The 24,534-nt window shown below is 68.6% G+C and carries 23 protein-coding genes and 1 pseudogene; 14 read left to right on the top strand and 10 right to left on the bottom strand.

Going from position 1 to position 24,534, the window contains the following annotated elements:
* The 8 genes from JWP83_RS13255 to nuoN all read left to right on the top strand — a co-directional run.
* The coding region (locus tag JWP83_RS13255) for a molybdopterin dinucleotide binding domain-containing protein (protein ID WP_297730506.1) at positions 1 to 875 on the top strand (875 nt) is incomplete at its 5' end.
* 5 nt (positions 876 to 880) lie between these two features.
* Positions 881 to 2,140: an NADH-quinone oxidoreductase subunit NuoH gene (gene nuoH, locus JWP83_RS13250; protein ID WP_297730524.1), complete on the top strand. Its 1,260-nt coding sequence runs from the start codon at positions 881 to 883 to the stop codon at positions 2,138 to 2,140.
* Complete coding sequence (gene nuoI / locus JWP83_RS13245; RefSeq protein ID WP_297730504.1) at positions 2,133 to 2,687, top strand: NADH-quinone oxidoreductase subunit NuoI; 555 nt, start codon at positions 2,133 to 2,135, stop codon at positions 2,685 to 2,687. Before nuoH ends, nuoI begins: the two co-directional genes overlap by 8 nt.
* Entirely contained in the window at positions 2,684 to 3,463 is a 780-nt protein-coding gene (locus tag JWP83_RS13240) for an NADH-quinone oxidoreductase subunit J (RefSeq protein ID WP_297730502.1), read from the top strand. The genes nuoI and JWP83_RS13240 overlap by 4 nt, the downstream gene beginning before the upstream one ends.
* On the top strand, positions 3,460 to 3,759 hold the full coding sequence (nuoK, locus tag JWP83_RS13235; RefSeq protein WP_297730500.1) for an NADH-quinone oxidoreductase subunit NuoK: 300 nt from the start codon (positions 3,460 to 3,462) through the stop codon (positions 3,757 to 3,759). Before JWP83_RS13240 ends, nuoK begins: the two co-directional genes overlap by 4 nt.
* Before the next feature lie 10 nt (positions 3,760 to 3,769).
* Positions 3,770 to 5,656, top strand: a complete 1,887-nt coding sequence (gene nuoL / locus JWP83_RS13230; RefSeq protein WP_297730498.1) for an NADH-quinone oxidoreductase subunit L — start codon at positions 3,770 to 3,772, stop codon at positions 5,654 to 5,656.
* Between the two features lie 88 nt (positions 5,657 to 5,744).
* On the top strand, positions 5,745 to 7,328 hold the full coding sequence (locus JWP83_RS13225; protein WP_297730521.1) for an NADH-quinone oxidoreductase subunit M: 1,584 nt from the start codon (positions 5,745 to 5,747) through the stop codon (positions 7,326 to 7,328).
* Positions 7,325 to 8,935 carry an NADH-quinone oxidoreductase subunit NuoN gene (nuoN, locus tag JWP83_RS13220; protein WP_297730496.1) on the top strand — a complete coding sequence of 537 codons (1,611 nt, stop codon included), beginning with the start codon at positions 7,325 to 7,327 and terminating at the stop codon, positions 8,933 to 8,935. Before JWP83_RS13225 ends, nuoN begins: the two co-directional genes overlap by 4 nt.
* Before the next feature lies 1 nt (position 8,936).
* On the opposite strand, the gene JWP83_RS13215 is transcribed toward nuoN, so the two are convergent.
* From JWP83_RS13215 to JWP83_RS13195, 5 genes are read right to left on the bottom strand one after another with little or no spacing between them, the layout of a single operon-like run.
* On the bottom strand, positions 8,937 to 9,386 hold the full coding sequence (locus JWP83_RS13215) for a hypothetical protein (RefSeq protein ID WP_297730494.1): 450 nt from the start codon (positions 9,384 to 9,386) through the stop codon (positions 8,937 to 8,939).
* A gap of 7 nt (positions 9,387 to 9,393) precedes the next feature.
* Positions 9,394 to 10,665 (bottom strand): DUF58 domain-containing protein, encoded by a 1,272-nt coding sequence (locus JWP83_RS13210; protein ID WP_297730493.1) that lies wholly within the window; start codon positions 10,663 to 10,665, stop codon positions 9,394 to 9,396.
* A gap of 5 nt (positions 10,666 to 10,670) precedes the next feature.
* Positions 10,671 to 11,639, bottom strand: coding sequence for a MoxR family ATPase (locus JWP83_RS13205; protein WP_297730491.1), 969 nt, complete (start codon positions 11,637 to 11,639; stop codon positions 10,671 to 10,673).
* Positions 11,636 to 12,118, bottom strand: coding sequence for a hypothetical protein (locus tag JWP83_RS13200; protein WP_297730489.1), 483 nt, complete (start codon positions 12,116 to 12,118; stop codon positions 11,636 to 11,638). Before JWP83_RS13200 ends, JWP83_RS13205 begins: the two co-directional genes overlap by 4 nt.
* Complete coding sequence (locus JWP83_RS13195) at positions 12,115 to 13,062, bottom strand: DUF4129 domain-containing protein (RefSeq protein WP_297730487.1); 948 nt, start codon at positions 13,060 to 13,062, stop codon at positions 12,115 to 12,117. The genes JWP83_RS13200 and JWP83_RS13195 overlap by 4 nt, the downstream gene beginning before the upstream one ends.
* A gap of 149 nt (positions 13,063 to 13,211) precedes the next feature.
* Here JWP83_RS13195 and JWP83_RS13190 point away from each other — a divergent pair, with 149 nt between their 5' ends.
* The gene (locus JWP83_RS13190; protein ID WP_297730485.1) at positions 13,212 to 13,415 is read left to right on the top strand and encodes a hypothetical protein; all 204 of its coding nucleotides are present in this window, start codon (positions 13,212 to 13,214) and stop codon (positions 13,413 to 13,415) included.
* On the opposite strand, the pseudogene JWP83_RS13185 reads toward JWP83_RS13190, so the two are convergent.
* A pseudogene (locus JWP83_RS13185) lies at positions 13,412 to 14,262 on the bottom strand (SDR family NAD(P)-dependent oxidoreductase). The gene JWP83_RS13190 and the pseudogene JWP83_RS13185 sit on opposite strands and share 4 nt — an antisense overlap.
* Positions 14,259 to 14,861, bottom strand: coding sequence for a TetR/AcrR family transcriptional regulator (locus tag JWP83_RS13180; RefSeq protein WP_297730483.1), 603 nt, complete (start codon positions 14,859 to 14,861; stop codon positions 14,259 to 14,261). The pseudogene JWP83_RS13185 and the gene JWP83_RS13180 overlap by 4 nt, the downstream one beginning before the upstream one ends.
* Before the next feature lie 44 nt (positions 14,862 to 14,905).
* Between JWP83_RS13180 and JWP83_RS13175 the strand changes: the two genes are divergently transcribed.
* From JWP83_RS13175 to JWP83_RS13165, 3 genes are all read left to right on the top strand, one after another.
* On the top strand, positions 14,906 to 16,039 hold the full coding sequence (locus JWP83_RS13175; protein WP_297730480.1) for a phosphotransferase family protein: 1,134 nt from the start codon (positions 14,906 to 14,908) through the stop codon (positions 16,037 to 16,039).
* Positions 16,039 to 17,163, top strand: a complete 1,125-nt coding sequence (locus tag JWP83_RS13170) for a hypothetical protein (protein ID WP_297730478.1) — start codon at positions 16,039 to 16,041, stop codon at positions 17,161 to 17,163. Before JWP83_RS13175 ends, JWP83_RS13170 begins: the two co-directional genes overlap by 1 nt.
* Positions 17,164 to 17,340: 177 nt before the next feature.
* On the top strand, positions 17,341 to 18,687 hold the full coding sequence (locus JWP83_RS13165; RefSeq protein ID WP_297730476.1) for a flavin monoamine oxidase family protein: 1,347 nt from the start codon (positions 17,341 to 17,343) through the stop codon (positions 18,685 to 18,687).
* On the opposite strand, the gene JWP83_RS13160 is transcribed toward JWP83_RS13165, so the two are convergent.
* Positions 18,682 to 19,647: an alpha/beta hydrolase gene (locus JWP83_RS13160; RefSeq protein ID WP_297730474.1), complete on the bottom strand. Its 966-nt coding sequence runs from the start codon at positions 19,645 to 19,647 to the stop codon at positions 18,682 to 18,684. The genes JWP83_RS13165 and JWP83_RS13160 overlap by 6 nt on opposite strands.
* Before the next feature lie 149 nt (positions 19,648 to 19,796).
* Here JWP83_RS13160 and JWP83_RS13155 point away from each other — a divergent pair, with 149 nt between their 5' ends.
* On the top strand, positions 19,797 to 21,152 hold the full coding sequence (locus JWP83_RS13155; RefSeq protein WP_297730472.1) for an FAD-dependent oxidoreductase: 1,356 nt from the start codon (positions 19,797 to 19,799) through the stop codon (positions 21,150 to 21,152).
* A gap of 6 nt (positions 21,153 to 21,158) precedes the next feature.
* Here JWP83_RS13155 and JWP83_RS13150 read toward each other — a convergent pair whose 3' ends face one another.
* Together JWP83_RS13150 and JWP83_RS13145 are read right to left on the bottom strand one after the other, a co-directional pair.
* The gene (locus tag JWP83_RS13150; protein ID WP_297730470.1) at positions 21,159 to 22,214 is read right to left on the bottom strand and encodes a helix-turn-helix transcriptional regulator; all 1,056 of its coding nucleotides are present in this window, start codon (positions 22,212 to 22,214) and stop codon (positions 21,159 to 21,161) included.
* A 15-nt stretch (positions 22,215 to 22,229) separates the two neighbouring features.
* Complete coding sequence (locus tag JWP83_RS13145) at positions 22,230 to 23,414, bottom strand: glycosyltransferase (RefSeq protein WP_297730468.1); 1,185 nt, start codon at positions 23,412 to 23,414, stop codon at positions 22,230 to 22,232.
* 179 nt (positions 23,415 to 23,593) lie between these two features.
* Here JWP83_RS13145 and JWP83_RS13140 point away from each other — a divergent pair, with 179 nt between their 5' ends.
* Positions 23,594 to 24,511 carry a chemotaxis protein CheB gene (locus JWP83_RS13140; RefSeq protein ID WP_297730465.1) on the top strand — a complete coding sequence of 306 codons (918 nt, stop codon included), beginning with the start codon at positions 23,594 to 23,596 and terminating at the stop codon, positions 24,509 to 24,511.
* Positions 24,512 to 24,534: the final 23 nt, after the last annotated feature.

The following is a 24,534-nucleotide window of genomic DNA, read 5'->3' as shown; positions in this document are numbered from 1 at the left end:
GCGCGCTGCCCACGCTGCTGCCCGGCGGCCGCCCGGTCGCTGATGACGCCGCCCGCGCGCAGGTCGCCGCGGCGTGGAACGTCGACGAATTGCCTTCTGCGGCTGGGCGTGATGCCGACGGCATCCTGGCCGCCGCCGCCGACGGGTCCCTGGCGGCGCTGCTCGTCGGCGGCATCGAACCCAACGACTTCGCCGACCCCGGCGCGGTGCTGGCCGCGCTGGACGCCGCCGGATTCATCGTCAGCCTCGAGCTGCGGCACAGCCCCGTCACCGAACGCGCCCACGTGGTGTTCCCGGTCGCGCCGACGACACAGAAGTCCGGTGCCTTCGTCAACTGGGAAGGGCGCTACCGCGGGTTCGCGCCCGCGCTGAGCGGCACCACCCAGCAAGCCGGCCAGTCGGACCACAACGTGCTGGACACGCTGGCCGACGAGATGGGCGTCTACCTGGGAACGACCACCGTCGACGGGGCCCGCGAGGAGCTCTCCGGGCTGGGGACCTGGGACGGCGAACACGCCGCCGGCCCGCAGGTCGCGGCGCCTGAACCGGCCAAGCCCGGGCAGGGCCAGGCGGTGCTGACCGGGTGGCGGTTGCTGCTCGACGAGGGCCGAATGCAGGACGGCGAACCACATCTGGCCGGCACCGCGCGCAAACCCGTCGTCCGGCTGTCGGCCGAAACCGCCGCCGAGATCGGCGCCGCCGAGGGTGACAACGTCACCGTCAGCACCGCGCGCGGCTCGATCATGTTGCCGCTGACCATCACCGACATGCCCGACCGGGTGGTGTGGCTTCCGTTGAACTCGCCGGGTTCGGCGGTGCACCGGAAATTGGGCGTTACCCTCGGCAGCATCGTCGCGATCGGAGTGGGCCTGTGACCCCCTTGTCCGCCTTCGGGCACGACCCCTGGTGGCTGGTGCTGGGCAAGGCGCTGGCGATCTTCGTGTTCCTCATGCTGAACGTGCTGGTCGCGATCCTGCTCGAGCGCAAGATTCTCGGCTGGATGCAGCTGCGGCCGGGCCCGAACCGGGTCGGGCCGTGGGGCGTCCTGCAGAGTTTGGCCGACGGGATCAAGCTGGCCCTCAAGGAAAGCATCACTCCCGGCGGCGTCGACAAGTTCGTGTACTTTGCGGCGCCGGTCTTTTCGGTGATTCCCGCGTTCACGGCGTTCGCCTTCATCCCGTTCGGTCCGGTGGTGTCGGTGTTCGGCCATCGCACGCCGTTGCAGCTGACCGACCTTCCGGTCGCGGTGCTGTTCATCCTGGGCCTGTCGGCGATCGGGGTGTACGGCATCGTGTTGGGCGGCTGGGCGTCGGGGTCGACCTACCCGCTGCTGGGCGGGGTGCGCTCCACCGCCCAAGTCATCTCCTACGAGGTGGCGATGGGATTGTCCTTCGCGGCGGTGTTCCTCTATGCCGGCTCCATGTCGACGTCGCAGATCGTCGGCGCACAGGACCGGGTCTGGTACGTCTTCCTGTTGCTGCCGTCCTTTGTGATCTACCTCATCTCGATGGTGGGTGAAACCAACAGGGCCCCATTCGATTTGCCAGAGGCCGAGGGGGAGCTGGTCGCCGGATTCCACACCGAGTACTCGTCGCTGAAGTTCGCGATGTTCATGCTGGCCGAGTACGTCAACATGATGACGGTTTCGTCGCTGGCCACAGTCATGTTCTTCGGTGGCTGGCATGCGCCCTGGCCGCTGAACATGTGGGCGGGCGCCAACACCGGGTGGTGGCCGGTGCTCTGGTTCACCGCCAAGATGTGGACCTTCCTGTTCATCTACTTCTGGCTGCGCGCCAGCCTGCCCCGGCTGCGCTATGACCAGTTCATGGCGCTGGGCTGGAAATTGTTGATCCCGGCGTCGCTGGTGTGGGTGTTGATCGCCGCGGTGATCCGCACCCTGCGCAACCAGGGGTACGCACATTGGACCCCGCTGCTGGTGATCAGCAGCATCGTCGTGGCCTCGGCGCTGGTGCTGCTGCTGCGAAAACCGTTCAGCACGCCGACTATTCGCGCGATGGAGCGCGAGCTGCGCCGCGAGCGCAAGGCAAGCCCCGCCCCCGGAGTCACCGAGCCGGCATTCCCGACGCCGCCGCTGCCGGCGCAGAAAGCCGGCGCGAGCAAGGAGAAAGCACGTGCCTAAGTACTTCCACTGGCTAGACGCTATTGCAGGATTCGGCGTGACCTTCGGGTCGATGTTCAAAAAGACCATCACCGAGGAGTACCCGGAGAAGCCGGGCCCCGTCGCGCCGCGCTATCACGGGCGCCACCAACTCAACCGGTACCCCGACGGCCTGGAGAAGTGCATCGGGTGCGAGCTCTGCGCCTGGGCCTGTCCCGCCGACGCGATCTACGTCGAGGGTGCCGACAACACCGAGGAACTGAGGTATTCGCCCGGGGAACGCTACGGCCGGGTGTACCAGATCAACTATCTGCGTTGCATCGGCTGCGGTCTGTGCGTCGAGGCCTGCCCGACCAGGGCGCTGACGATGACCAACGACTACGAGATGGCCGACGACAACCGCGCCGACCTCATCTACGAAAAGGACCGGCTGCTCGCGCCGCTGCTGCAGGACATGCTTGCGCCCCCGCACCCGAGGGCGGCGGGCGCCACCGATAAGGACTACTACCAGGGCAACGTGACCGCAGAAGGGTTGCGCGAGCGCCAAAACACCGGGGACACCCGATGACCGCGGCGCTGCTGGCCTCAGACACGATCGTCCGCACCTCCACGGGCGAAGCGGTCACGTTCTGGGTGCTGGGCGCGCTGGCGCTGATCGGCGCGCTCGGGGTGGTGCTCGCCGTCAACGCGGTGTATTCGGCGATGTTCCTGGCGATGACGATGATCATCCTGGCGGTGTTCTACATGATCCAGGACGCGATGTTTCTGGGTGTCGTTCAGGTCGTGGTCTATACCGGCGCGGTGATGATGCTGTTCCTGTTCGTCCTGATGCTGATCGGCGTGGACTCCGCGGAGTCGCTGAAGGAGACGCTGCGCGGCCAGCGCGTCGCGGCGGTGTTGACGGGCATCGGGTTTGGCGTTCTGCTGCTGGCCGGCATCGGCCACGTGGCGACCGGAGAGTTCGTCGGGCTTACCACCGCCAACGCCAACGGCAACGTGGAGGGCCTGGCCGCACTGATCTTTTCGCGTTACCTCTGGGCCTTCGAGCTGACCAGCGCCCTGCTGATCACCGCGGCCGTCGGCGCGATGGTGCTGGCGCACCGGGAGCGTTTCGAGCGCCGCAAGACCCAGCGTGAGCTTTCCGAGGAACGTTTCCGGGCCGGCGGGCGCCCCACCCCGCTGCCCAGCCCGGGTGTCTACGCACGCCACAACGCGGTCGACGTCGCCGCCCTGCTGCCCGACGGCTCGTACTCGGAGCTGTCGGTGTCCCCCATACTGCGGATCCGCGGCGCGGACGGCAAAGAGACCCGCGCCGCCGAAACGGTGAAAGGCGGTGCGTCGTGAATCCGGCCAATTACCTTTACCTTTCGGCGTTGCTGTTCACCATCGGGGCCTCGGGCGTGCTGTTGCGCCGCAACGCCATCGTGATGTTCATGTGCGTCGAACTGATGCTCAACGCCGTCAACCTGGCATTCGTCACGTTCGCGCGAATGCACGGCCAGCTCGACGGCCAGATGATCGCGTTCTTCACGATGGTGGTGGCCGCCTGCGAGGTCGTCGTCGGCCTGGCCATCATCATGACGATTTTCCGTGCCCGTAAGTCGGCGTCGGTCGACGACGCGAACCTACTCAAAGGCTAGAAACGCCAAGATGACTCACTTCACCTGGCTGCTGGTGGCGCTGCCGTTGGCGGGTGCCGCGATCCTGCTGCTCGGAGGCAGGCGCACCGACGCATGGGGCCACCTGCTCGGTTGCGCCACCGCGGTCGCGGCGTTCGGAGTGGGCGCGACGCTGCTCGCCGACATGGTCGGCCGTGACGGGGCCGATCGCGCCATCCACCAGAAGCTGTTCACCTGGATCTCCGTCGGGCAACTCCAGGTCGACTTCGGGCTGCAGATCGACCAGTTGTCGATGTGCTTCGTGCTGCTGATCACCGGGGTCGGATCGCTGATCCACATCTATTCGGTCGGCTACATGGCCGACGACCCGGACCGCCGCCGGTTTTTCGGCTATCTCAACCTGTTCCTGGCCTCGATGCTGCTATTGGTGGTCGCCGACAACTACGTGGTGCTCTACGTCGGCTGGGAAGGCGTCGGCCTGGCCTCCTACCTGCTCATAGGCTTCTGGTATCACAAGCCGTCGGCGGCCACCGCCGCCAAGAAGGCGTTCGTCATGAACCGCGTCGGTGACGCCGGGCTGGCGCTGGGAATGTTCCTGATGTTCAGCACTTTCGGCACGCTATCGTACGCCGGGGTGTTCGCCGGCGCGCCGGCCGCGTCCGGCGGCGCATTGACCGCGATGGGGTTGCTGCTGCTGCTGGGCGCCTGCGCCAAATCGGCGCAAGTTCCGCTGCAGGCCTGGCTGGGCGACGCGATGGAGGGCCCGACGCCGGTGTCCGCCCTGATCCACGCGGCCACCATGGTGACCGCCGGCGTGTACCTGATCGTGCGGTCCAACCCGCTGTACAACCTGTCGCCCGGCGCGCAACTGGGCGTGGTCGTCGTCGGCGCCGTCACCCTGCTGTTCGGGGCGTTCATCGGCTGCGCCAAGGACGACATCAAGCGCGCCCTAGCGGCGTCGACGATGAGCCAGATCGGATACATGGTGCTGGCCGCCGGCCTCGGTCCGGCCGGCTACGCGTTCGCGATCATGCACCTGCTCACCCACGGTTTCTTCAAGGCCGGCCTGTTCCTCGGCTCCGGCGCGGTGATCCACGCGATGCACGAAGAGCAGGACATGCGCCGGTACGGCGGCCTGCGCAAAGCCCTGCCGGTCACGTTCGCCACGTTCGGGCTGGGGTATCTGGCGATCATCGGCGTGCCGCCGTTCGCGGGCTTCTTCTCCAAGGACAAGATCATCGAGGCGGCCCTGTCCACCGGGGACACCCGGGGCTACGTGCTGGGCGGGGCCGCGCTGCTGGGCGCCGGCGTCACCGCGTTCTACATGACGCGGGTGATGCTGATGACCTTCTTCGGTGAAAAACGTTGGGCCCCCGGCACCCATCCGCACGAGGCGCCGGCAGTCATGACGTGGCCGATGATCCTGCTGGCGGTCGGCTCGGTGTTCTCAGGCTTCCTGCTTTGGTGGGGGGGCGCCCTGCAGCACTGGCTCGAGCCCGTCGTCGGGACGCGTGAAGAAGCCGCCCACGCCCTGCCGGCCTGGGCCACCACCGTCGTGGCGCTGGGGGTGGTCGCCGTCGGTATCGCCGTGGCCTACCGGATGTACGCGACCGCGCCCGTCCCGAGGGTCGCCCCCGTTCGGGTCTCGGCGCTGACGGCCGCCGCGCGCGCCGACCTTTACGGCGACGCCTTCAACGAGGAGGTGTTCATGCGTCCCGGCGCGCGGCTGACCGAGGCACTGGTCGAACTCGACGATGCGGGCGTGGACGGCTCGGTCAACGCGCTGGCCGCGCTGGTGGGCCGGACGTCAAACGGCCTGCGGCGCTTCCAAACCGGCTTTGCCCGCAACTACGCATTGTCGATGCTCGCGGGCGCCGTGCTGGTGGCCGCACTGATCCTAGCGGTGAGGGTGCGGTGAACCGCGCCGGCGACGATGCAGTGTCGGCACCGCCCGCTTGCGGGGGACGGGGCGATGAGGAGGAGCGGCGCACATGAACGGAGCCTTCTTGAACGACGTGCCGTGGCTGAGCGTCCTGTGGCTGCTGCCGCTGGCGGGCTCCGTGCTGGTCATCCTGCTGCCACCGGGGCTGCGGCAGCTCGCCAAGTGGACCGGCCTGGTGGTCGGCGTGCTGACGCTGGCGGTGGCGATCGTCGTCACCGTCGGCTTCAAGAGCGGGGGCCCCGCCTACCAGTTTGTCGAAAGCCACAAGTGGATACCGGCGTTCGGCGCCGGCTACTCCCTCGGTGTGGACGGCATCGCGGTGGTGCTGGTGCTGCTGACCGCGGTGCTGATCCCGCTGCTCCAGGTGGCCGGCTGGAACGACGGCGGCAAGGGCACCCGTGGCGTGCACGCCTACGTCGCGCTGACGCTGGCCATCGAGGCCATGGTGCTGATCTCGGTGGTCGCGCTGGACGTGCTGCTGTTCTACGTGTTCTTCGAGGCCTTTCTCGTGCCGATGTACTTTCTGATCGGCGGCTTCGGGCTAGGTTCCGGCAGGTCGCGCGCGGCGGTGAAGTTCTTGCTGTACAACCTGTTCGGCGGCCTGATCATGCTCGCGGCGGTGATCGGCCTGTACGTGGTCACCGCGCAACACGGCTCGGGCACGTTCGACTTCCGCGACATCGTGGCCGGCGTCGCGTCGGGCCGCTACGGGGCCGACCCCGCGGTGTTCAAGGCGCTGTTCCTCGGCTTCATGTTCGCGTTCGCGATCAAGGCCCCGCTGTGGCCGTTCCACCGCTGGCTGCCCGACGCCGCGGTCGAGGCCACGCCGGCGACCGCGGTGCTGATGATGGCGGTGATGGACAAGGTCGGCACCTTCGGCATGCTGCGCTACTGCCTGCAACTATTCCCCAGCGCCTCAACGTATTTCCGCCCACTGATCATCGTGCTGGCCGTCATCGGGGTGATCTATGGCGCGGTCGTGGCGATCGGCCAGGCCGACATGATGCGCCTGATCGCCTATACCTCGATCTCGCACTTCGGGTTCATCATCCTGGGCATCTTCGTGATGACCAGTCAGGGGCAGAGCGGGTCGACGCTGTACATGCTCAACCACGGCCTGTCGACCGCGGCGGTGTTCCTGATCGCGGGCTTCCTGATATCCCGGCGCGGCAGCCGGGCGATCGCGGACTACGGCGGCGTGCAGAAGGTGGCACCCATCCTGGCGGGCACGTTCCTCGTTTCGGCCATGGCCACCCTGTCGCTGCCGGGCCTGGCGCCGTTCATCAGCGAATTCCTGGTCCTGTTGGGAACTTTCAATAGGTATTGGCTGGCGGCGTCCTTCGGTGTCACCGCGCTGGTCCTCTCTGCGATCTACATGCTGTGGCTCTACCAGCGGGTGATGACCGGCCCGGTGGCCAGTGGCAACGAACGCATCGGCGACCTCAAGGCGCGCGAAATGATCGTCGTGGCACCGCTGATCGCGCTGTTGCTGGTGCTCGGCGTCTACCCCAAGCCGGTGCTGGACCTGATCAATCCCGCCGTGGAGAACACCATGACCACCATCGGCCAGCATGACCCCGCGCCGCGCGTGACCCATCCGGTTTCCGGTGTGGGCTCCCCCCGGACAGCCGAAGGACCGCACCGATGACCCTGCCCACCCCCAGCGTCGAGTACTTCCTGCTGTGTCCGATGCTCATCGTCTTCGGCGTCGCGGTCGTCGGCGTGCTCGTCGAAGCCTTCCTGCCCAGGCGGATTCGCTACAGCACCCAGATGACGCTGGCCCTGGGCGGTTTGGCCGCGGCGTTTTTCGCAGACGTGAAAGTCGCCGGGTCGATTCCGTCGTCGGGTCGCGCCGCGGTGCTGGGCGCGGTGGCCATCGACCGGCCGACGCTGTATCTGCAGGGAACGGTGCTGCTGGTCGCGGTGCTGGCGGTCATCTTCATCGGCGAACGGACGCAAGCCAAGGCGGAAAGCAAAGTCGCTATGGGGGCCGGGGCCCCCACAAACACTGCCGGGGCCGCTAGCTCCGGCGGGTTGGATTCCTTTACGCCGCAGGCATCCGCGGTTCCCGGCGGCGACGCCGAGCGCGAGGCCGAACGGGCCGGAGCCGCGCAAACCGAGCTCTTCCCGCTGGTGATGCTGTCGGTCGGCGGCATGATGGTGTTCCCCGCGTCCAACGATCTGTTGACGATGTTCGTCGCGCTGGAAGTTTTGTCGCTGCCGCTGTACCTGATGTGCGGGCTGGCCCGTCACCGCCGCCTGCTGTCCCAGGAAGCGTCCATGAAGTACTTCCTGCTGGGCGCGTTCTCCTCGGCGTTCTTCCTCTACGGCGTCGCGTTTCTCTACGGCGCGACGGGCACGCTCCTGTTGTCCGGGATCCGGGATGCCCTTGCCGCCCATGGCGATACCTCCATGGCACTGATCGGCGTCGCGCTGCTCTCGGTCGGCCTGCTGTTCAAAGTGGGTGCCGTCCCGTTCCACTCCTGGATCCCCGACGTCTACCAGGGCGCGCCCACCCCGATCACGGGGTTCATGGCGGCGGCCACCAAGGTGGCGGCGTTCGGCGCGCTGCTCCGCGTGGTCTACGTCGCGCTGCCTCCGCTGCACGACGAGTGGCGTCCCGTCCTATGGGCGATCGCCATCCTCACGATGGCGGTGGGCACCATCACAGCGGTGAACCAGACCGACGTCAAGCGGATGCTGGCCTATTCCTCGGTCGCGCACGTGGGCTTCATCCTCACCGGTGTGATAGCCGACAACACGGCCGGCCTTTCGGCCACCTTGTTCTATCTGGTCGCCTACAGCTTCAGCACCGTGGGCGCGTTCGCCGTCGTCAGCCTGATCCGCAACGCCGACGGCGTCGAGGACGCCACGCTGTCGCACTGGGCCGGGCTGGGGCAGCGCTCCCCCATTGTGGGCGTGATGTTTTCGATGTTTTTGCTGGCGTTCGCCGGCATTCCGCTGACGAGCGGTTTCGTCAGCAAGCTCGCCGTGTTCAAGGCCGCCGCCCAGGGCGGCGCGGTGCCGTTGGTCATCATCGGTGTCGTCGCCAGCGGTGTCGCCGCGTATTTCTACGTGCGAGTCATCGTGTCGATGTTCTTCACCGAAGCGACCGACGACACCCCACGGGTGGTGGCGCCGGGCATCCTGAGCAAGGTCGCGATCGCGGTATGTGCCGTCGTCACAGTGGTTTTGGGCATCTTCCCGCAGCCGCTGCTCGACCTGGCTGATCATGCCGCGTCGCTGCTGCGCTGAATCAGCTCACGAACGGGCGCGTGGCCAAAACGTAGATCGCCAAAACGCCGACCGGCGCGGCGAGCGGCAACCACGGCACCTGCAGCGGGAACGACGCCGCAACCAGTCCCGCGCACGCAAACCCAACGGCCGCAATGGTGGTCGGCCAGCTCCACATGACGACGCCGGCGGGTGCCCCGACCGCATGGCGGCACACCAGGTAGGCGACGGCGCAAAGTCCGGACCACGCGGCGAACACCAGCGACGGTTCTGATGCCACGATCGTCGCCACTGACAGCAGCACGGCAATCGTTGCCGCGGGGCGGAAAGCCACCCCGACGCCCACCGCGACGCCTGCGGCGACGCCCGCGACGACCGCCGGCCCGTGGGAGCCGACGGCGGCCAGCCCCACCATGAGCGCGCCGAAAACCGTTGAGATGCCGAGTGCGGCCGAACGCGCGATTGAACTCATGCCACCGCTACCCCCTGAGCCGTCCCCGCACGCGATGGCGGCGATCGGGCAGCACGCCCATCGACTGATCCAGCGTGCTGTCCCCTCGCCAAGGCAGGATGTCCACGCCGACGGTCGCCATGTCGCGATACATGGCCGAGCGCTGCAGCGCCCACATCCGATCGATCAGCGGATCCTGCCGGCTTTCGAAAGGCGAGCTGTCGAGAATGTCGACGGCGATCACGACATGGCCGCGCCTGCGGAGGTCGATCAACGCCAGCGCGAATTCCGTGTCAAGCAGCGTGGAGAACGCGATGACGATAGCCCCGACGGGAACGGCCGCGCGGGGCGCCAGTGTGCCGGTGGTGTTTTCGAATTGGTCGCCGGCCCCGAGCACGGTGTCGAGCACCCGGTAGAACTGGCGCTGTCCGATGTCGGCACCGAGCCAGCGCGGGCGGTTGCCGCCCAGGGCGACGATCCCGGCACGATCACCGTGCCGCAGGGCGGTCTGCACCACCTGCGCGGCGCCGCGCACGACGCGTTCGGTGGCGTCGGTCGCCGGGCCCGCCGGCTGCCGATACGTGTCGATCAGCACCACCACGTCGGCGGCGCGATCGGTCAATCGCTGCGTCACGTGCAGCTGGCGCCGGCGCGCGCTCACCGGCCAGTTCACCGCCCGCAGCTGGTCACCGGGCACGTAGGGGCGGACGTCGGCGTACTCGACACCCGGGCCGATGTGCCGTGTGAGGTGGGCGCCCAGCCGGTCGAGCAACTCGATCTGCGGTATCGGCGTCGGCTGCGGCGGCGTCAGCGGGAACACGATGACGTCGGCGGCGTCGACGGTGCCCGTCCCCCACAGCAACCCGCCACGCGCGAGCACCTCGACCCGGGCCCGGATCGGATAGCGGCCCCAGCGCTGTGCCGTGGCCGCAACCGTTTTCGCGTGGCGGGATTCCGGATCGAGCGATTCGAGCCGCATGCCCGCGACGGCCGAAACCGTCAGCTCCACCGCCGAGGACCCGGTGTCCCCGGCTGCTCCGGCTTGCTGGGTCAGCCACACCCGCAGCCGCGCGGGTTCGTTTTCGAAGCATCGCCGCGAATCGGGTTCCCCGTGCACGCGGACCTTCGGCACCGGGCGTTGCCAGCTGATCGAACACAGCACGCCGAGCAGCGGCGCCGCGAAGGCGAGCAGCTGCCAGCGCGCCCCGATCACGGCGGCGCCCAGCGCAACTCCGGCGCAGGTCGCGATCGCCCGGGCCAAAGGCGATGCGCGCCAGCGGAACTCGACTTCGCTGTCCATCCGGATTAACCATGCCCCCCGCTCGTTCGGGGCACCGGCAAGCGCCGCAACAATTCTCCGACGACATCGGCGCCCTGAATCTTGCGCACCCACATTTCCGGCCGCAAGGTGATGCGGTGCGCGACGGCGGCGACGGCGAGCGCCTTGACGTCTTCTGGGATCACGTAATCGCGACCGAGCAGCAACGCACGGGCGCGGGCGAGTTGAACGAGGTCGAGTTCGGCGCGCGGGCTGGCGCCGACTGCGACCTGCGGGTGGTGCCGGGTAGCGGTCGCCAGCGACACCACATAATGCAATACGTCCTCGTGCACGGTCACCTGCTCGACGGACTCGCGCATCGCCAGCAGATCGTGCCCGTCCACCACTTGGTTGACCGTCGGCTCGGCCGAACCGCGTTCGAGGCGGCGGCGCAGCATCGAGGTCTCGTCCCGCTCCGAGAGGTATCGCAGTTCCAGCCGGATCGCGAACCGATCCAGCTGCGCCTCGGGCAACGGATAGGTGCCCTCGTACTCGATCGGGTTGTCGGTCGCCAGAACGATGAATGGCGTTGGCAGCTTATGGGTTTCACCGTCGATGCTCACCTGGCCTTCGGCCATCGCCTCCAGCAGGGCCGCCTGCGTCTTAGGCGGCGTGCGGTTGATCTCGTCGGCCAGCAACAGGTGGGTGAAAATGGGTCCGGACCGGAACGCGAAGTGGCCCGACTGCATGTCATAGATCGTTGAGCCGAGCAGGTCCGCGGGAAGCAGATCCGGTGTGAACTGCACCCGGGTGAATCGGAGCCCCAGCGCCGCGGCGAAGGATCGCGCGATCAGCGTCTTGCCCAGGCCGGGCAGGTCCTCGATGAGGACGTGGCCGCGCGCGAGGACCGCCGTCAGGATGAGCGTCAGCGCCGAGCGCTTCCCCACCACCACGCGTTCGATTTCGTCGAGGACCGCCTCGCAGTTTGCGGTGGTAGTCGCGGCCGGCAGCGTCATATTTGCTCCAACTTTCGCAGGATCTCTTCCAGCACCCCACGACCGGGACCGGGCTGGTGGTCGCCGGTGCGCGTGATGTTGTTCGGATTAACCCATTCCCACAGTTCGTCGCCGAAAAGCATTCGGCCGCTTGCGTGATACGCCATGGGGTCCTTGGATTGCTTTTGACCCGTTGTCATTTCGTAGCGCCGAGCGAGCATGGGGCGCAGATGCCGGTCCCAGTCCGCGCGCGTGGAGTCCGACCGCCGGATCGTCGTCTCGGTGGTGGAAAGCCAGCGGCGCAACGAGTCCCCCAGCTCGTCGTAGTCCGGCTCGGCCGCGGGCTCGTTGCCACGCCCCAGGTCACGACGGACATTGAGCAGCACCAGAGCCAGGGCGACGCCCGAGGCCGCCAACAGGAACCGGCGGCCGTGCAGTATCAACGCCAACAGCTCGATCCCGACGACGAGGCAAACGCCCAGGGCGATGAGCTTTTTCATACCGGGCTCCGCAACTCCGCCAGGACGAGCTGCAGGACGTTCACCGCCACCTCGCGATGTCCCTCGTTCATCACGTGCGGAGAAAAACGCGCCTCTTCGAACAGGTTGACCAGCTGCTGAGCGTTATCCGCGTGCAGCGCGTGGTGTTCGACGGCCCGGACCAGTACCTCGGTCGGCGTATCGAAGTCCTGCGGGGCGGCCCCGGGCACATGGGCGAGTTCACGCTCCATCGCGGCGTAGCACGCGATGATCGCCTCACGGGGTTCCCGGTTGAGGTCGCCGATCTCGGCCAGTCCGACTTCCGCCGCACGGACCAGCGATTCCGAACGCGGTGCCGGGGGTTCGACGCGATCGTCGGCGTGATTATCAGAGCTGAAGGGTGTGGCCGCACGCCACCGCCGCCGCGCCATGATCAGCGATCCGGCGACGATCACCAGCAGCATCGGGATCGCGCCGGCAACCAGAATTCCGAACATGTCGCCGGAATCCTTCTGCGGGTGTCGCTGTTGGGGCGGGCCGGCGGGGTGCCCCGACGGCTGCGCGCCGGGAGCCGGGGTGGGGGCGGAGGGATTGACGTCGTGCGGCACCAGGTATCGGACCAGCAGCGTGGCGATCAGCAGCCACGCCACGATCAGCACGAGTCCGATCAGCAGCACGCGCCAGCTTGGCCGACCCTTGCCCGTGCCGAGCATGTCGGACAGATCCTCCTGCTTCGGTGCCGGCGCACGCGGATCCCGCAACCGCGCGATGATCGCGATCGCCAGCAGCGCGAGCGTCCCGCTCAGCGCCGCTATGACGAAAAGCAGCGCTGCCCGACCGCCGCCCGGCTCCCCATGCGCCGCGTGGCTCTGAGCCGGGAGGTATCCGTGCAGGGCGGCAGCGGCGAAGATCAAGAGGACGATCAGGGCAACCACGCGCCCCGTCGGCTTGTCAATACCGGGCATTGGGACACCACTCGACCGGTTGCCTGCCGCCGTTGCGGCTCTGTCGTGGTCCATACTGGCACGTCAGGCGGGCCTTCCGCCAGGAGCCAGGCCGGTGCCGGGTTGTCCACTGGACGGATCAACAGGCCGGACTCGTCGAATGCGCCCGGGTGCTGCGCCCCGGTGGTCACTTGGTGCTCGTCGACCAGTTCTCGCGGTGGCTGGTGCCGACACTGGCCACCAGCCGTCGCGGCAAGGCCCGCACCAGGAGCCGTGCCACGGCTCTGCTGCTGCGCGCGGGGTTTCGTTCCCCGCAATGGCACCGGCTGTACACGCTGATCATCAACGGCGTCACGGCGACCAAGCCGGTCTAGCCCAGCGTGAACGGGCGGAAGCTGCCGTCGAGTACGTTCAGATGGCCGATCGTGCGCCCGGTGACCACGGCCGGGTCCACGAGCGCCAATTCCACTGCCGCCCTTGCGAATTCATCGGCGGGGGCGGTGTCGATGAATTCGCGGGCATAGTAGGCCAGGCCCGGGGTGAGGATTGGTTTCGGCGGCGAGAGCGCGTTCACCGCGACGTTGTGGTCGGCCAGGTCGTAGGCCGCGCACTGGGTGAGATGCTCGAGCGCCGCCTTGGATCCGCCGTAACCCGGCAGGACCCCGCCGCCGCGGTCGGCATAGGGTCCGTCGCCGGGCATCCTTGACGCCACTGAGGTGATGTTGATGATCGAGCCACCGCCCGCGCCGATCATGTCAGGGCACACCAGTTGCATCAGCTCGTAGGCGGCGAACACCGCGATGTCGAAATGCCGGCGAAACGCCTGCAACGGCGTGTTGACGAACCCCGGCCAGCCCGGCTTGCCGCCACCGCCGGCGGCCTTGGCGGGCTTTGCGCGCGGCTGCGCGCCCGGCACCGGCGGGCGGCCGGGCGCGGTGAACGCCGCGTTGTTGACGAGAATCGTGATGGGCCCCAACGCGTCTCGCGCCTCGCCGACCAGCCGCGCGACGTCGTCGCGGTCCGTCAGATCGCCACGGCGTGCCCGCCGGCCGCCTCGACCTCGGCAACCGTCTCGCCGATGGTTCCGGGCAACCGGTCGTCCCATACCTGTTCGGTGCGCCCGGCAACCGCCACCGCCGCGCCCTCCGCCGCGAGCGCCCGGCCCAGGCCGCGGCTGCCGCCGGTGACGATCGCGGCCCGTCCCGCCAGTCGCCCCGTCATCCCGTTACCCCGTGCACGACGATGGCGGTCGTCTGCTCCACCCAGGTGTCGTCCAGCTTTTCCTCCGGTCGCAGCAACATCCGCAGCATCGTCGCTCCCCCCATCAACTCGATCAATCGGTCCGGGTCCACGTCGGGATGCGCCTCGCCCCGGTCGATGGCCTCACGCAGCCGCACCCGCACCGCCGTGAACACGTCGGCGAAGCGCGACATCACGCGGGCGTTCAGGGCGTGATCGGCGGTCATGTCGGCAACCAAGCCGGGCAGAGCCGCTCGCACCACGGGCGTGGTGAACACGTCGCGGGTGGCCTCGATCATCATCCGGACATCGGCGGCGATGTCGCCGGCCGGAGCCTGCAGGGCGGTGGGGGCCGTCGGGAACGCCGCCTCGTGCACCAGTTCCGCCTTGCTCGACCACCGGCGATACAGCGCCGATTTCGTGGTGCCGGCGCGCTCGGCCACCGCGGCCAGGCTGAGGTTGGAATAGCCGATCTCCACAAGCAGTTCCGCGGTCGCCGATAGGATCGCCGAGTCGATGCGCGGATCCCGGGGGCGGCCGGCGCCGGGGGCCTTGTCAAGGTCGGACCGGTCTGCTTTCATAACGCTACCTACCGTATCGTAATTGCCTCACGAAGGAGGCACCAATGTCGAGCGAACCCGTGCTGGACAAAGTCGACCGACTGCAACGCTCCAGCCGCGACGTCACGACGCTGCCCGCGGTGATGTCGCAATGGCTGTCGACCGTGTTGCCCGACGGGGCGAAACCCGAGGTGATCGTGGAAAGCGGCGTGGACGCCACGGGCATGTCGTCGGAAACCATCATCCTGACCGGCCGCTGGCAGCAGGTCGGCCGGCCGATCAAACAGAAGCTGGTGGCCCGGGTGGCGCCCACCGCCGACGACATGCAGGTCTTCCCGACGTATCGACTCGACCATCAGTTCGAGGTGATACGCAAGGTCGCCGAACTCACCGACGTCCCCGTCCCGCGGGTGCGCTGGCTCGAGCCCACCGGCGACGTCCTGGGAACGTCCTTCTTCGTCATGGATTACGTCGAGGGCGTGGTGCCGCCCGACGTCATGCCCTATACCTTCGGCGGCAACTGGTTCGCCGACGCGCCCGCCGAACGCCAGCGCGAACTCCAGGACGCCACGGTCGGGGTGCTGGCCAAGTTGCACGCAATCCCTGACGCCGAGAAGACATTTGGCTTCCTCTCGCAGGAAGACGGTGATACCGCCATGCGCAGGCACTTCAATTGGGTGCGGGCGTGGTACGACTTCGCGGTCCCCGACATCGGCCGCTCGCCGCTGCTGGAACGGACTTTCGGATGGCTGGAAGACAATTGGCCGAACGAGGCCGCCGCGCGTGAGCCCGTCCTGCTGTGGGGCGACGCGCGGGTGGGCAACGTGCTGTACCGCGACTTTCGGCCGGTGGCGGTGCTGGACTGGGAGATGGTGACGCTGGGGCCGCGCGAGCTCGATGTCGCGTGGATGATTTACGCGCACATGGTTTTTCAAGAGCTCGCCGGTCTGGCGACGCTGCCGGGATTGCCCGACGTGATGCGAGAGGACGACGTCCGCGCCACCTACCGGCGACTCACCGGCGTGGAAGTGGGTGACCTGCGCTGGTTCTACGTCTACTCGGGCGTCATGTGGGCCTGCGTGTTCATGCGCACCGGCGCACGACGGGTGCACTTCGGCGAAACCGAGAAGCCCGACGATGTCGGGTCGCTGTTCTACCACGCCGGATTGATGAAACGTCTTATCGGAGAGGAGCGCTAATGCCGCAAATACTTGGCCCGCTCGACGAGTTCCCGGTACATCAGGTTCCCCAGCCCATCGCGTGGGCGGGTTCGTCTGACCGCAACTTCTACGACCGTTCCTACTTCAACGCCCACGACCGCACCGGGAACGTCTTCTTGATCAGCGGCATCGGCTACTACCCCAACCTGGGCGTCAAGGACGCGTTCGTGCTCGTCCGGCGCGGGGACACGCAGACGGCGGTGCACCTGTCCGACGCCATCGACTCCGACCGGCTGAACCAGAACGTCAACGGCTACCGCATCGAGGTCGGCGAACCGCTGCGCAAGCTGCGACTGGTCCTCGACGAAACCGAGGGCATCGCCGCCGATCTCACCTGGGAGGGCCTCTTCGACGTCGTCCGGGAGCAGCCGCACATCCTGCGGTCCGGGAATCGGGTGACGCTGAACGCGCAGCGATTCGCCCAGCTCGGCAGCTGGAGCGGACGCATCGCGATCGACGGCGAGGAGATCGCCGTCGACCCCTCGACCTGGCTCGGCAGCCGCGACCGGTCCTGGGGCATCCGGCCGATCGGCGAACCCGAGCCCGCGGGCCGGCCCGCCGACCCACCGTTCGAGGGCATGTGGTGGCTCTACGTGCCGATGGCGTTCGACGAGTTCGCGATCGTGCTGATCATCCAGGAGGAGCCCAGCGGGTTCCGCTCGCTGAACGATTGCACCCGGGTGTGGCGCGACGGCCGCGTCGAGCAGCTGGGCTGGCCGCGAGTCAAAATCCACTACCGGTCCGGCACCCGCATCCCGACCGGCGCCACCATCGACGCGACCGCCCCCGACGGCACCCCGGTTCACTTCGACGTGGAGTCCAAGCTGGGAGTCCCCATCCACGTCGGCGGCGGCTACGGTGGCGATTCGGACTGGCTGCACGGCATGTGGAAGGGCGAAAAGTTTGTCGAGCGGCTGACTTACGACATGACCGACCCGGCCGTCATCGCGCGGTCCGGCTTCGGCGTGATCGACCACGTGGGCCGCGCGGTGTGCCGCGACGGCGATGCGGATCCGGTGGAGGGCTGGGGGCTGTACGAGCACGGCGCGCTGGGCCGCCACGACCCGTCCGGCTTCGAGGACTGGCTGACGGTCGCGCCGTAAGCGCCCCGAACGTCGACTTGTTGGGGCAGTTTGGGCCGATTGCGGGCAACAAGTCGACGTTGGAGCGCTTTCAGCGCTAGCACCTGCCCGACGACAGCGCGGGCCCGCAACAGCCTAGTTAGACCGGCAATCGAAATTTGTCCTACGAAACCGTCAAAATGCGGTTGACTAGACGACGTGACAAAGCCGCCGCCGGTCGTCGACGTCGTCGTGGTCGGTGCCGGATTTGCCGGGCTGTCCGCGGCGCGGGAGCTGACGCGACAGGGCCACGACGTCCTGGTCTTCGAGGGGCGCGACCGGGTCGGCGGCCGCTCGTTCACCGGCAGCGTCGCCGGGCTGCCCGCCGATCTGGGCGGCACCTTTGTCGGCCCGACCCAAGACGCCGTCCTGGCGCTGGCGGCCGAGCTTCGGGTCCCGACCATTCCGACCCACCACGACGGCAAGAACGTGATCCACTGGCGCGGCTGGGCGCGCCCCTACCGCGGCACGATCCCCAAGCTGTCGCTGACCGGACTGCTCGACATCGGCCGGCTGCGTTGGCAATTCGAGAGGATCGCCCGCAGCGTCCCGGTGGCGGCGCCCTGGGACGCCCGCCGGGCCCGCCAGCTGGACGGCATGTCGCTCGGCGGGTGGTTGCGCTCGGTGCGCGCGTCCGCGTCGTCGCACGACCTGATGGCCATCGTGGCCCGGGTGACGTGGGGCTGCGAACCCGACGAGGTGTCGATGCTGCACGCCGCACGCTACGTGCACGCGGCCGGGGGGCTGGACCCGCTGCTCGACGTCGAGAACGGCGCCCAGCAGGACCGTTTCCCGGGCGGCACCCAGCAGATCGCCGAGGCCGCCGCCGCCGAACTCGGTGCGCGCGTGGTGCTGGGCGCACCGGTCCGCCGCATCGAGCGGCACGGGTCGGGGGTCACCGTCACGACCGACGCGGGCTCGGCCGAGGCCGGGTTCGTGATCGTCGCGATCGCGCCGGCCCACCGCGCGTCGATCGAGTTCGCACCCCCGCTGCCCGCCGAGTACGAGCAACTCTCCCGGCACTGGCCGCAGGGCCGGCTCAGCAAGGCGTACGCCGCCTACGAGACGCCGTTCTGGCGCGCCGACGGGTTCTCCGGGCAGGCGCTATCCGACAAGGGCCCGGTGTTCGTCACCTTCGACGTCAGCCCGCACCCCGACGGTCCGGGCATCCTGATGGGCTTCGTCGATGCCCGCGCGTTCGACTCGCTGCCCACCGAGCAGCGCCGCCGCGACACGTTGCGCTGCTTCGCGTCGCTGTTCGGCGACGATGCGCTCAAACCCCTCGACTACGTCGACCAGTGTTGGGGCGCAGAGGATTTCGCGCCCGGCGGCCCCACCGCGGCGGTACCGCCGGGGTCGTGGACACGATTCGGGCCGTGGTTGCGCGCGCCGGTCGGGCCGATTCACTGGGCGGGCACGGAGACCGCGGACGAATGGACCGGATTCCTCGACGGCGCCGTCAGGTCCGGCCAGCGGGCGGCCGCCGAGATCACCGCCCTGCTATGAGCTGATCCGGCGCACCCGCACACCGTGGGTCACCGATTCCACCAGGGCCCGCAGGTGCCGGTTTACCTCGCGCGGCTGTTCCAGCATCGAGCAGTGGCCGCCGGGCAGCTCGACCAGGCCGACGACGTTGGGCGCGGTGCGGGCGATCCTGCGGGACTGGCTGAGCGGGGTGAGGCGATCGCGCTCGCTGCCGATGACCAGGGTCGGCACCGTCAACCCGTCCAATTCGAGATACCGCGACCCCAACGCATCGACAAGCATCTTCGCGCAGCCGCCGCGCCCGGCGGGCGACGTCTGCGCGAACAGCTCGTAGACGACCCGGCCGGCGCCCGGGTCGGCGTCCTTGCCGACCGCCAGCGTCGCGACCACGTAGCGGCTCGGGATCCGGGCCGCGGAGGGCAGGGGAAACCCGCCGAACGCGGTGACCAGGCCGCGCCCCGCCAGGACTCGCGCCGCTGACAGCTCGCGCGGCACCGACAACAGTTTCACCCTGCGCACCAGATCCCCGGTGGTGGTGTTGATCAGCGCGACGGCGTCGGCGCGCCGATGAACCTGTTGGCGGTAGTGCGCCGACCAGGCGGCGATGGTGATCCCGCCCATCGAGTGCCCGGCCAGCACCGCTCGCTCACGCGGCGCCAAGGTCGCTTCGAGCACCGAATCCAGGTCCGACGCAAGGTGTTTCAGGCTATAGCCGCCGCGCCGCGGGACGCCGCTTCGTCCGTGGCCGCGATGGTCGAATGCGATGACCCGGTAATCGGCGGCCAGGTCGGAGATCTGGTGAACCCAGGCCCGGATCGCGCAGGTGATGCCGTGTGTGAGCACAATCGGATAACCCTCGGGTGGCCCGAAAACCTGCGTGTGCAGCGGGGTTCCGTCGCCCGCGCGCACGGTCAGGGTGCGGCTTGGCGGCAGTTCGTCGGGAAGCCGGTCAGTTGTGCGAGTCGATCGCCCAGCATTCATCGCCGCTCCCCCTTCGAACGCGGCCCCGTCGCCGCACTCCGGATGTACGCGAGTGTAGCCGCAACTCAACGACGAACTGGTGAAAACGGCGCATTACACGCCACGAATTCGGGCACGATCGTCCAACAACTTGTGAGACGCTGACAGCCGTGTACCCGATGTCCCGTCGGGAGTTCTTCGCGGCCACGGCGAGCCTCGTCGGCGGCGGGCTGGCGGCCGCCTGCGCGTCGGGTCCCCCGCCCCCGCCGGACACCAAGGCGGTGCTCATCGTCGGCGCCGGCATGGCCGGCCTGTCCGCGGCACGCAGCCTTGCCGACGCGGGATGGCCGGTGCGCGTCATCGAGGCCCGTGACCGCATCGGCGGCCGGGTGTACACCAACCGCGACTGGGGCGCACCGCTCGAGATGGGCGCGTCCTGGATCCATGGCACGACGGACAATCCGCTGATGGAGCTCGCGCAAAAGGCGCGCGCACAGCTCGCCCCGACCGACTACTACGGATGGGCCAAGCTTGCGGTCGATCCACGGCTCCCGCCGCTGGCCTACGACCCGCAAACCTGGCGCACCTTCGTAAAACGGGCGCGCGGCCGCGTCGACGACGGGAGTCTCGGCGCCGCCGTCGACGCCGCGGCGACCCGCGCGGGGCTTTCCGATCCCGACCGCGCCCAATTGGCTTTTTATCTCACCGCCGAGATCGAGGACGAATACGCTGCCGGCGTGGATCAACTGTCCGCCAACACATTTGACCATGGCGAGTACGCGGAGGGCGACCAGGACGTCGTCATCAGCGGCTACGACGCGCTGCCGCGCATCCTTGCCGACGGCCTCCAGATCCGGCTGAAGACGCCGGTGACCGCGATCGCGCGACGCGACGCCTCAGTCGTCGTGCGGGCCGGCGACCGGTCGTTCGAGGGACCCGCGGCGATCGTCACCGTTCCCCTTGGGGTTCTCAAATCCGGCGCGATCGCCTTCGACCCGCCCCTTCCGGACGAACATAGCCGGGCCGTGCAAGCGCTGGGATTCGGCGTGCTGTCCAAGAGCTACTTTCGCTTCGACCGGCGAACGTGGGGCGTGGAGAACGCCTTTTATCAGTACATCGGCAGCGAGCCGGGAGTTTGGTCACAATGGTTCACCCTGCCCAGCACCGCGGGTCCAATCGTGTTGGCGTTCAACGCCGGTGAGCGCGGCCGGTGGGTGGAGTCGGCCGCGCCCGCCGACCTGATCGCCGGCGCCCTGCCCATCGCGCGCCAGCTGTTCGGCGGGGACATCTCCCCGCTGCAAGTGCGCACGTCGAAGTGGACGGTCGACCCCTACGCGCTCGGCTCCTACTCGTTCCACGCGCCCGGTTCCGGCCTGAACGATCGGCGCCGGCTGCAGGAACCGATCGACGACCGGCTTTACCTGGCGGGTGAGGCCGTCGGCGTCGACAATCCGTCCACCGCGACCGGCGCCATGGCCAGCGGCCGATACGCCGCCGGCCAATTGATGCACCGGTTGAGTGGGTGAGAGCCGCTACATCACCGGGTTGAGCGTGGTGTGGGGGCTCTGGCCGTAGGTCTGTCGATACAGCACCGCGAACCGGCCGGTGTGTGCGAAGCCCCAACGCCGCGCGATTTCGGCCACGGTGGTGGTAGCGCGCTCCCCGGCGATCAGCTCTTGGTGCACGCGGTGTAGCCGGACGCGACGCATGTACTCGGTGGGGGTGGTATCTAGCTGGCGCCGGAACAGGTACTGCACCGCCCTCGGGGTCAGGTGTACGGCCGTCGCGATGTCGTTGATGCTCACGTCGTCGGCGGCATGCCGGTGGATGAAGGCCACCGCGTCCTTCAGCGTTTCCGGCAACGACGGGTCACCTGCCACGTGCTGTTCGGTCACGTTGGACGGGTAGCACTCAAGCAGCGCGCCGGCCAGCAAAGGAGCCATCGCCGCCACGATCATCGGCTGCTGGGCGGTGTCCGGGACGGCCAAGGTGGCGGTCACGTAATCCAGCGCTCGATGCCACGCGCGCACGGCGCCGCGCGAGATCGGGCGCCAATTCAGGAACCGGATGTGCTTCGACAGCGGCGCCTGCCAGTCCGCGGCGACCTTTTGCAGCGCGTCCGCCGGGACGGTCACCACATCGAAGCGCGCGCCGTTCACCCGCAGCGCACACGACATCCCGTGAGCGATCAGGACGGGGCAATCCACATTCGGCAAGGGAGCACCCCGCACGGTCAGCGCTCCCGACCGGGGTTGAATCACGACAACGGTTTCGCCGGAAGGGATTTCGAAGACCGATGGGCCCTGAATCAGCACCTCGTCGACCGCCATCGAACCCGCCGCGCAGCGCCCATGGGTCACGGACGAGCGGCTTGTGAGCCCGCTGACGCCCCAGCCCGGCGCGTAGGCACGGGCAAAAAACCGGCGCGCAGCCTCCGGCTCTACGGTGCGGAATTGCTCGTACCGAACCGCGGCCGTGTTTCGGGCCGGCCCGAGGTCGCGCGCGACGGCGTCACGGGCGGGGCTCAATTCGACCTGGATCGCGTCGGGCGACGCGTCCTCCGTGATGCTCGGCATGGTCGTCGTCATGGCAGGCCCGTTACCTCACCGTCTCTTCGTCGACTGCAGCTCTCGTCGGTCGCTGCGCAGCGACAGGAGCTGTCGATAGACGTTTAACGAGTCGAGCGCGATCCGGTCCCAGGAGAAGCGCGACACCGCCCGGCTCCGGCCCGCCGCACCCATGCTGTCACACTGAAAGCTCTGCGCCAGAAGGCTTCTCAACGCCACGGCCACTGCGGCCGGACTTTGTCGCGACAGCACCAGTCCGGTGACGGCGTCCACGACCACGTCGGTCAGGACACCGACGGGGAGCGCGACCACGGCCACTCCGCTGGCCATGGCCTGTAACACCGGGGTCGCCCGCGACGGCTGCCGGGGTGTGCACGCGACCACGTCGGCGGATCGCAGCAGCAATGGCAGCTCGTCATCGCCGATCGCGCCCGCAAAGCGGACCCGGTCGGCCACCCCCAACTCGGTGGCGAGGCGTTCGAGCCGGGCCCGCGCCTGGTCGTGGCCGGGTTCGCTGGCGGCGGTTTCGGCGATCACAAGCTCTGCCGCCGCGACCCTGGGCAGCGCGCGAATGGCGATATCAAACCCATTGGATTCCAAGGGATTTGGTGCGACGCAGAGGATGCGATGCAGGCCATCGCGAGCAACCGCGGGGCCCACCGGGCAGAATCGCCCGACATCGACGCCGCTGCACAGAGCGGACACTCGAGCGCGACCGTGGCGTAACCGGGCCAGCACGTTCACATCGGCTGTGCACTCGCCGGTCACCCACGTGGCGCTGCGCACCAAGAGCGGCTCGATACGCTCGCGTTCGCTGTCTCGGTGCGGGCCGCCAACAGAGTGGGCGCGCGACGTCGCCGCGAGGCCCTGGAAGCTTTGCATGATCGGTATCCGCTGCCGTCGCGCGGCAAGCTGGGCGGCCAACCCGCCCAGCCAGCCGTATGCGTGCACGACGTCAGGCTGTTCGGATGACCACAGGCGCTCCAGCGCGACTGCCCACTCCCCGACATACGGCAACACCGCCTCGACCGGCGCGGCAGCGCGGGGGCCGATGTGGATCGAGCGGGCTCGGTAGTCCCCGTCGGCGCTCAACCCCACGGGTCGCCGGCCTTGTCCCCTGACGTAGGCAGTCGCCTCATGGCCTTGGGCCGCGAGCGCGGCACAAAGTCGCTGGGGGTCATCTCCGACGAGGTCGTCACCGGTGACAATGGCGATCTTCACAACGGCGGCTCCCTTCTAACGCGCGCTACGCCCAGCCAAGAAGTTGTTACCCCGCCCGACAGAAACGAAACGCCGCCCCCGCGCTCTTCGTTCAGCGGCCTGGTGTTTCGCATAGCGGATCTCTTTCGCGCGGCGTCGCCGAACTGTGCTGCGGGCGCGCGCGGGTGGACACTGAGGACATGACGACCGACGAACCGCGGCCGGCGATCGAGCTGGTCGTGCTGCTGGCGTCGGCGGGCGGCTTGGACGCCTTGTCCATCGTCTTGCGCGACTTGCCGGCGGAGTTTCCCGCCGCCGTCGTCGTGCAGCAACACCTCGGCGGCCTGAGCAGCGTGCTACCGACGATCCTGGGCAGACAAACGCCCCATCGGGTCAGCTGGGCGGAAGACGGGCAGGCCGTCGCCCCGGGTGAGGTGATCGCGTGTCCGCCCGGGGTGCACCTGGAATTGACGCCGGACGGCCGCTGTCGCCTGCGGGAGGCGAAGCCCCACAACGAGCAGCGCTTCGACGTGCTGCTGGCGTCGGTGGCGAAGTCGTACGGAACACGGGGTGTGGCGGTCGTATTGTCGGGTTCCGGGCAAGACGGCGCGGTCGGCACCGTCGCGATGAAGCGGGCCGGCGCCATCGTCATCGCACAAAGCCCGGACACCGCCCAGTACGCCTCGATGCCGATCGCGGCCGCACGAGCCGGCGCCGATCTGGTGTTGCCGATTTACGAGATTGGGCATGTCCTCGCCGACATCGTCGCCGGAGCGCCGCCACCCAAGCCGCGGCCGCGCGGCGAGAGCCGGGAGATACCGCCGGGATCGTTGGGACAATGTCCGGCGGAGGGGAACGCCGGCGACGCGCCCGCCGCACAGCGCGACGGTCTTACGGGGCTATCCCCGAACCACTCGGCGGACAGCGCCGCCAGTCGCGCCGAACTGGCACGGCTGCGCGCGGCCGAACTTCGGCGCAGACACCAGGATCTGTCCGCGGGATTCGGTGCCAGCAAACAGACGGTGGCCGCGGCGCGACGCCGCGCCGCGGAGTCTCTGCGCCGCGCGCAACTGGCTCACCAAGCGGCCGAAGAGGCGGCCGCGCGGTGGGGGCAGTGACCGCGCCGCCGCGCTAAGCCCCG

This window comes from Mycobacterium sp. (genome assembly GCF_025965855.1).
GTDB lineage: Bacteria > Actinomycetota > Actinomycetes > Mycobacteriales > Mycobacteriaceae > Mycobacterium.
The sequence above is the reverse complement of the archived record's forward strand: the minus strand, read 5'-3'. Positions and strand labels throughout refer to the sequence as shown.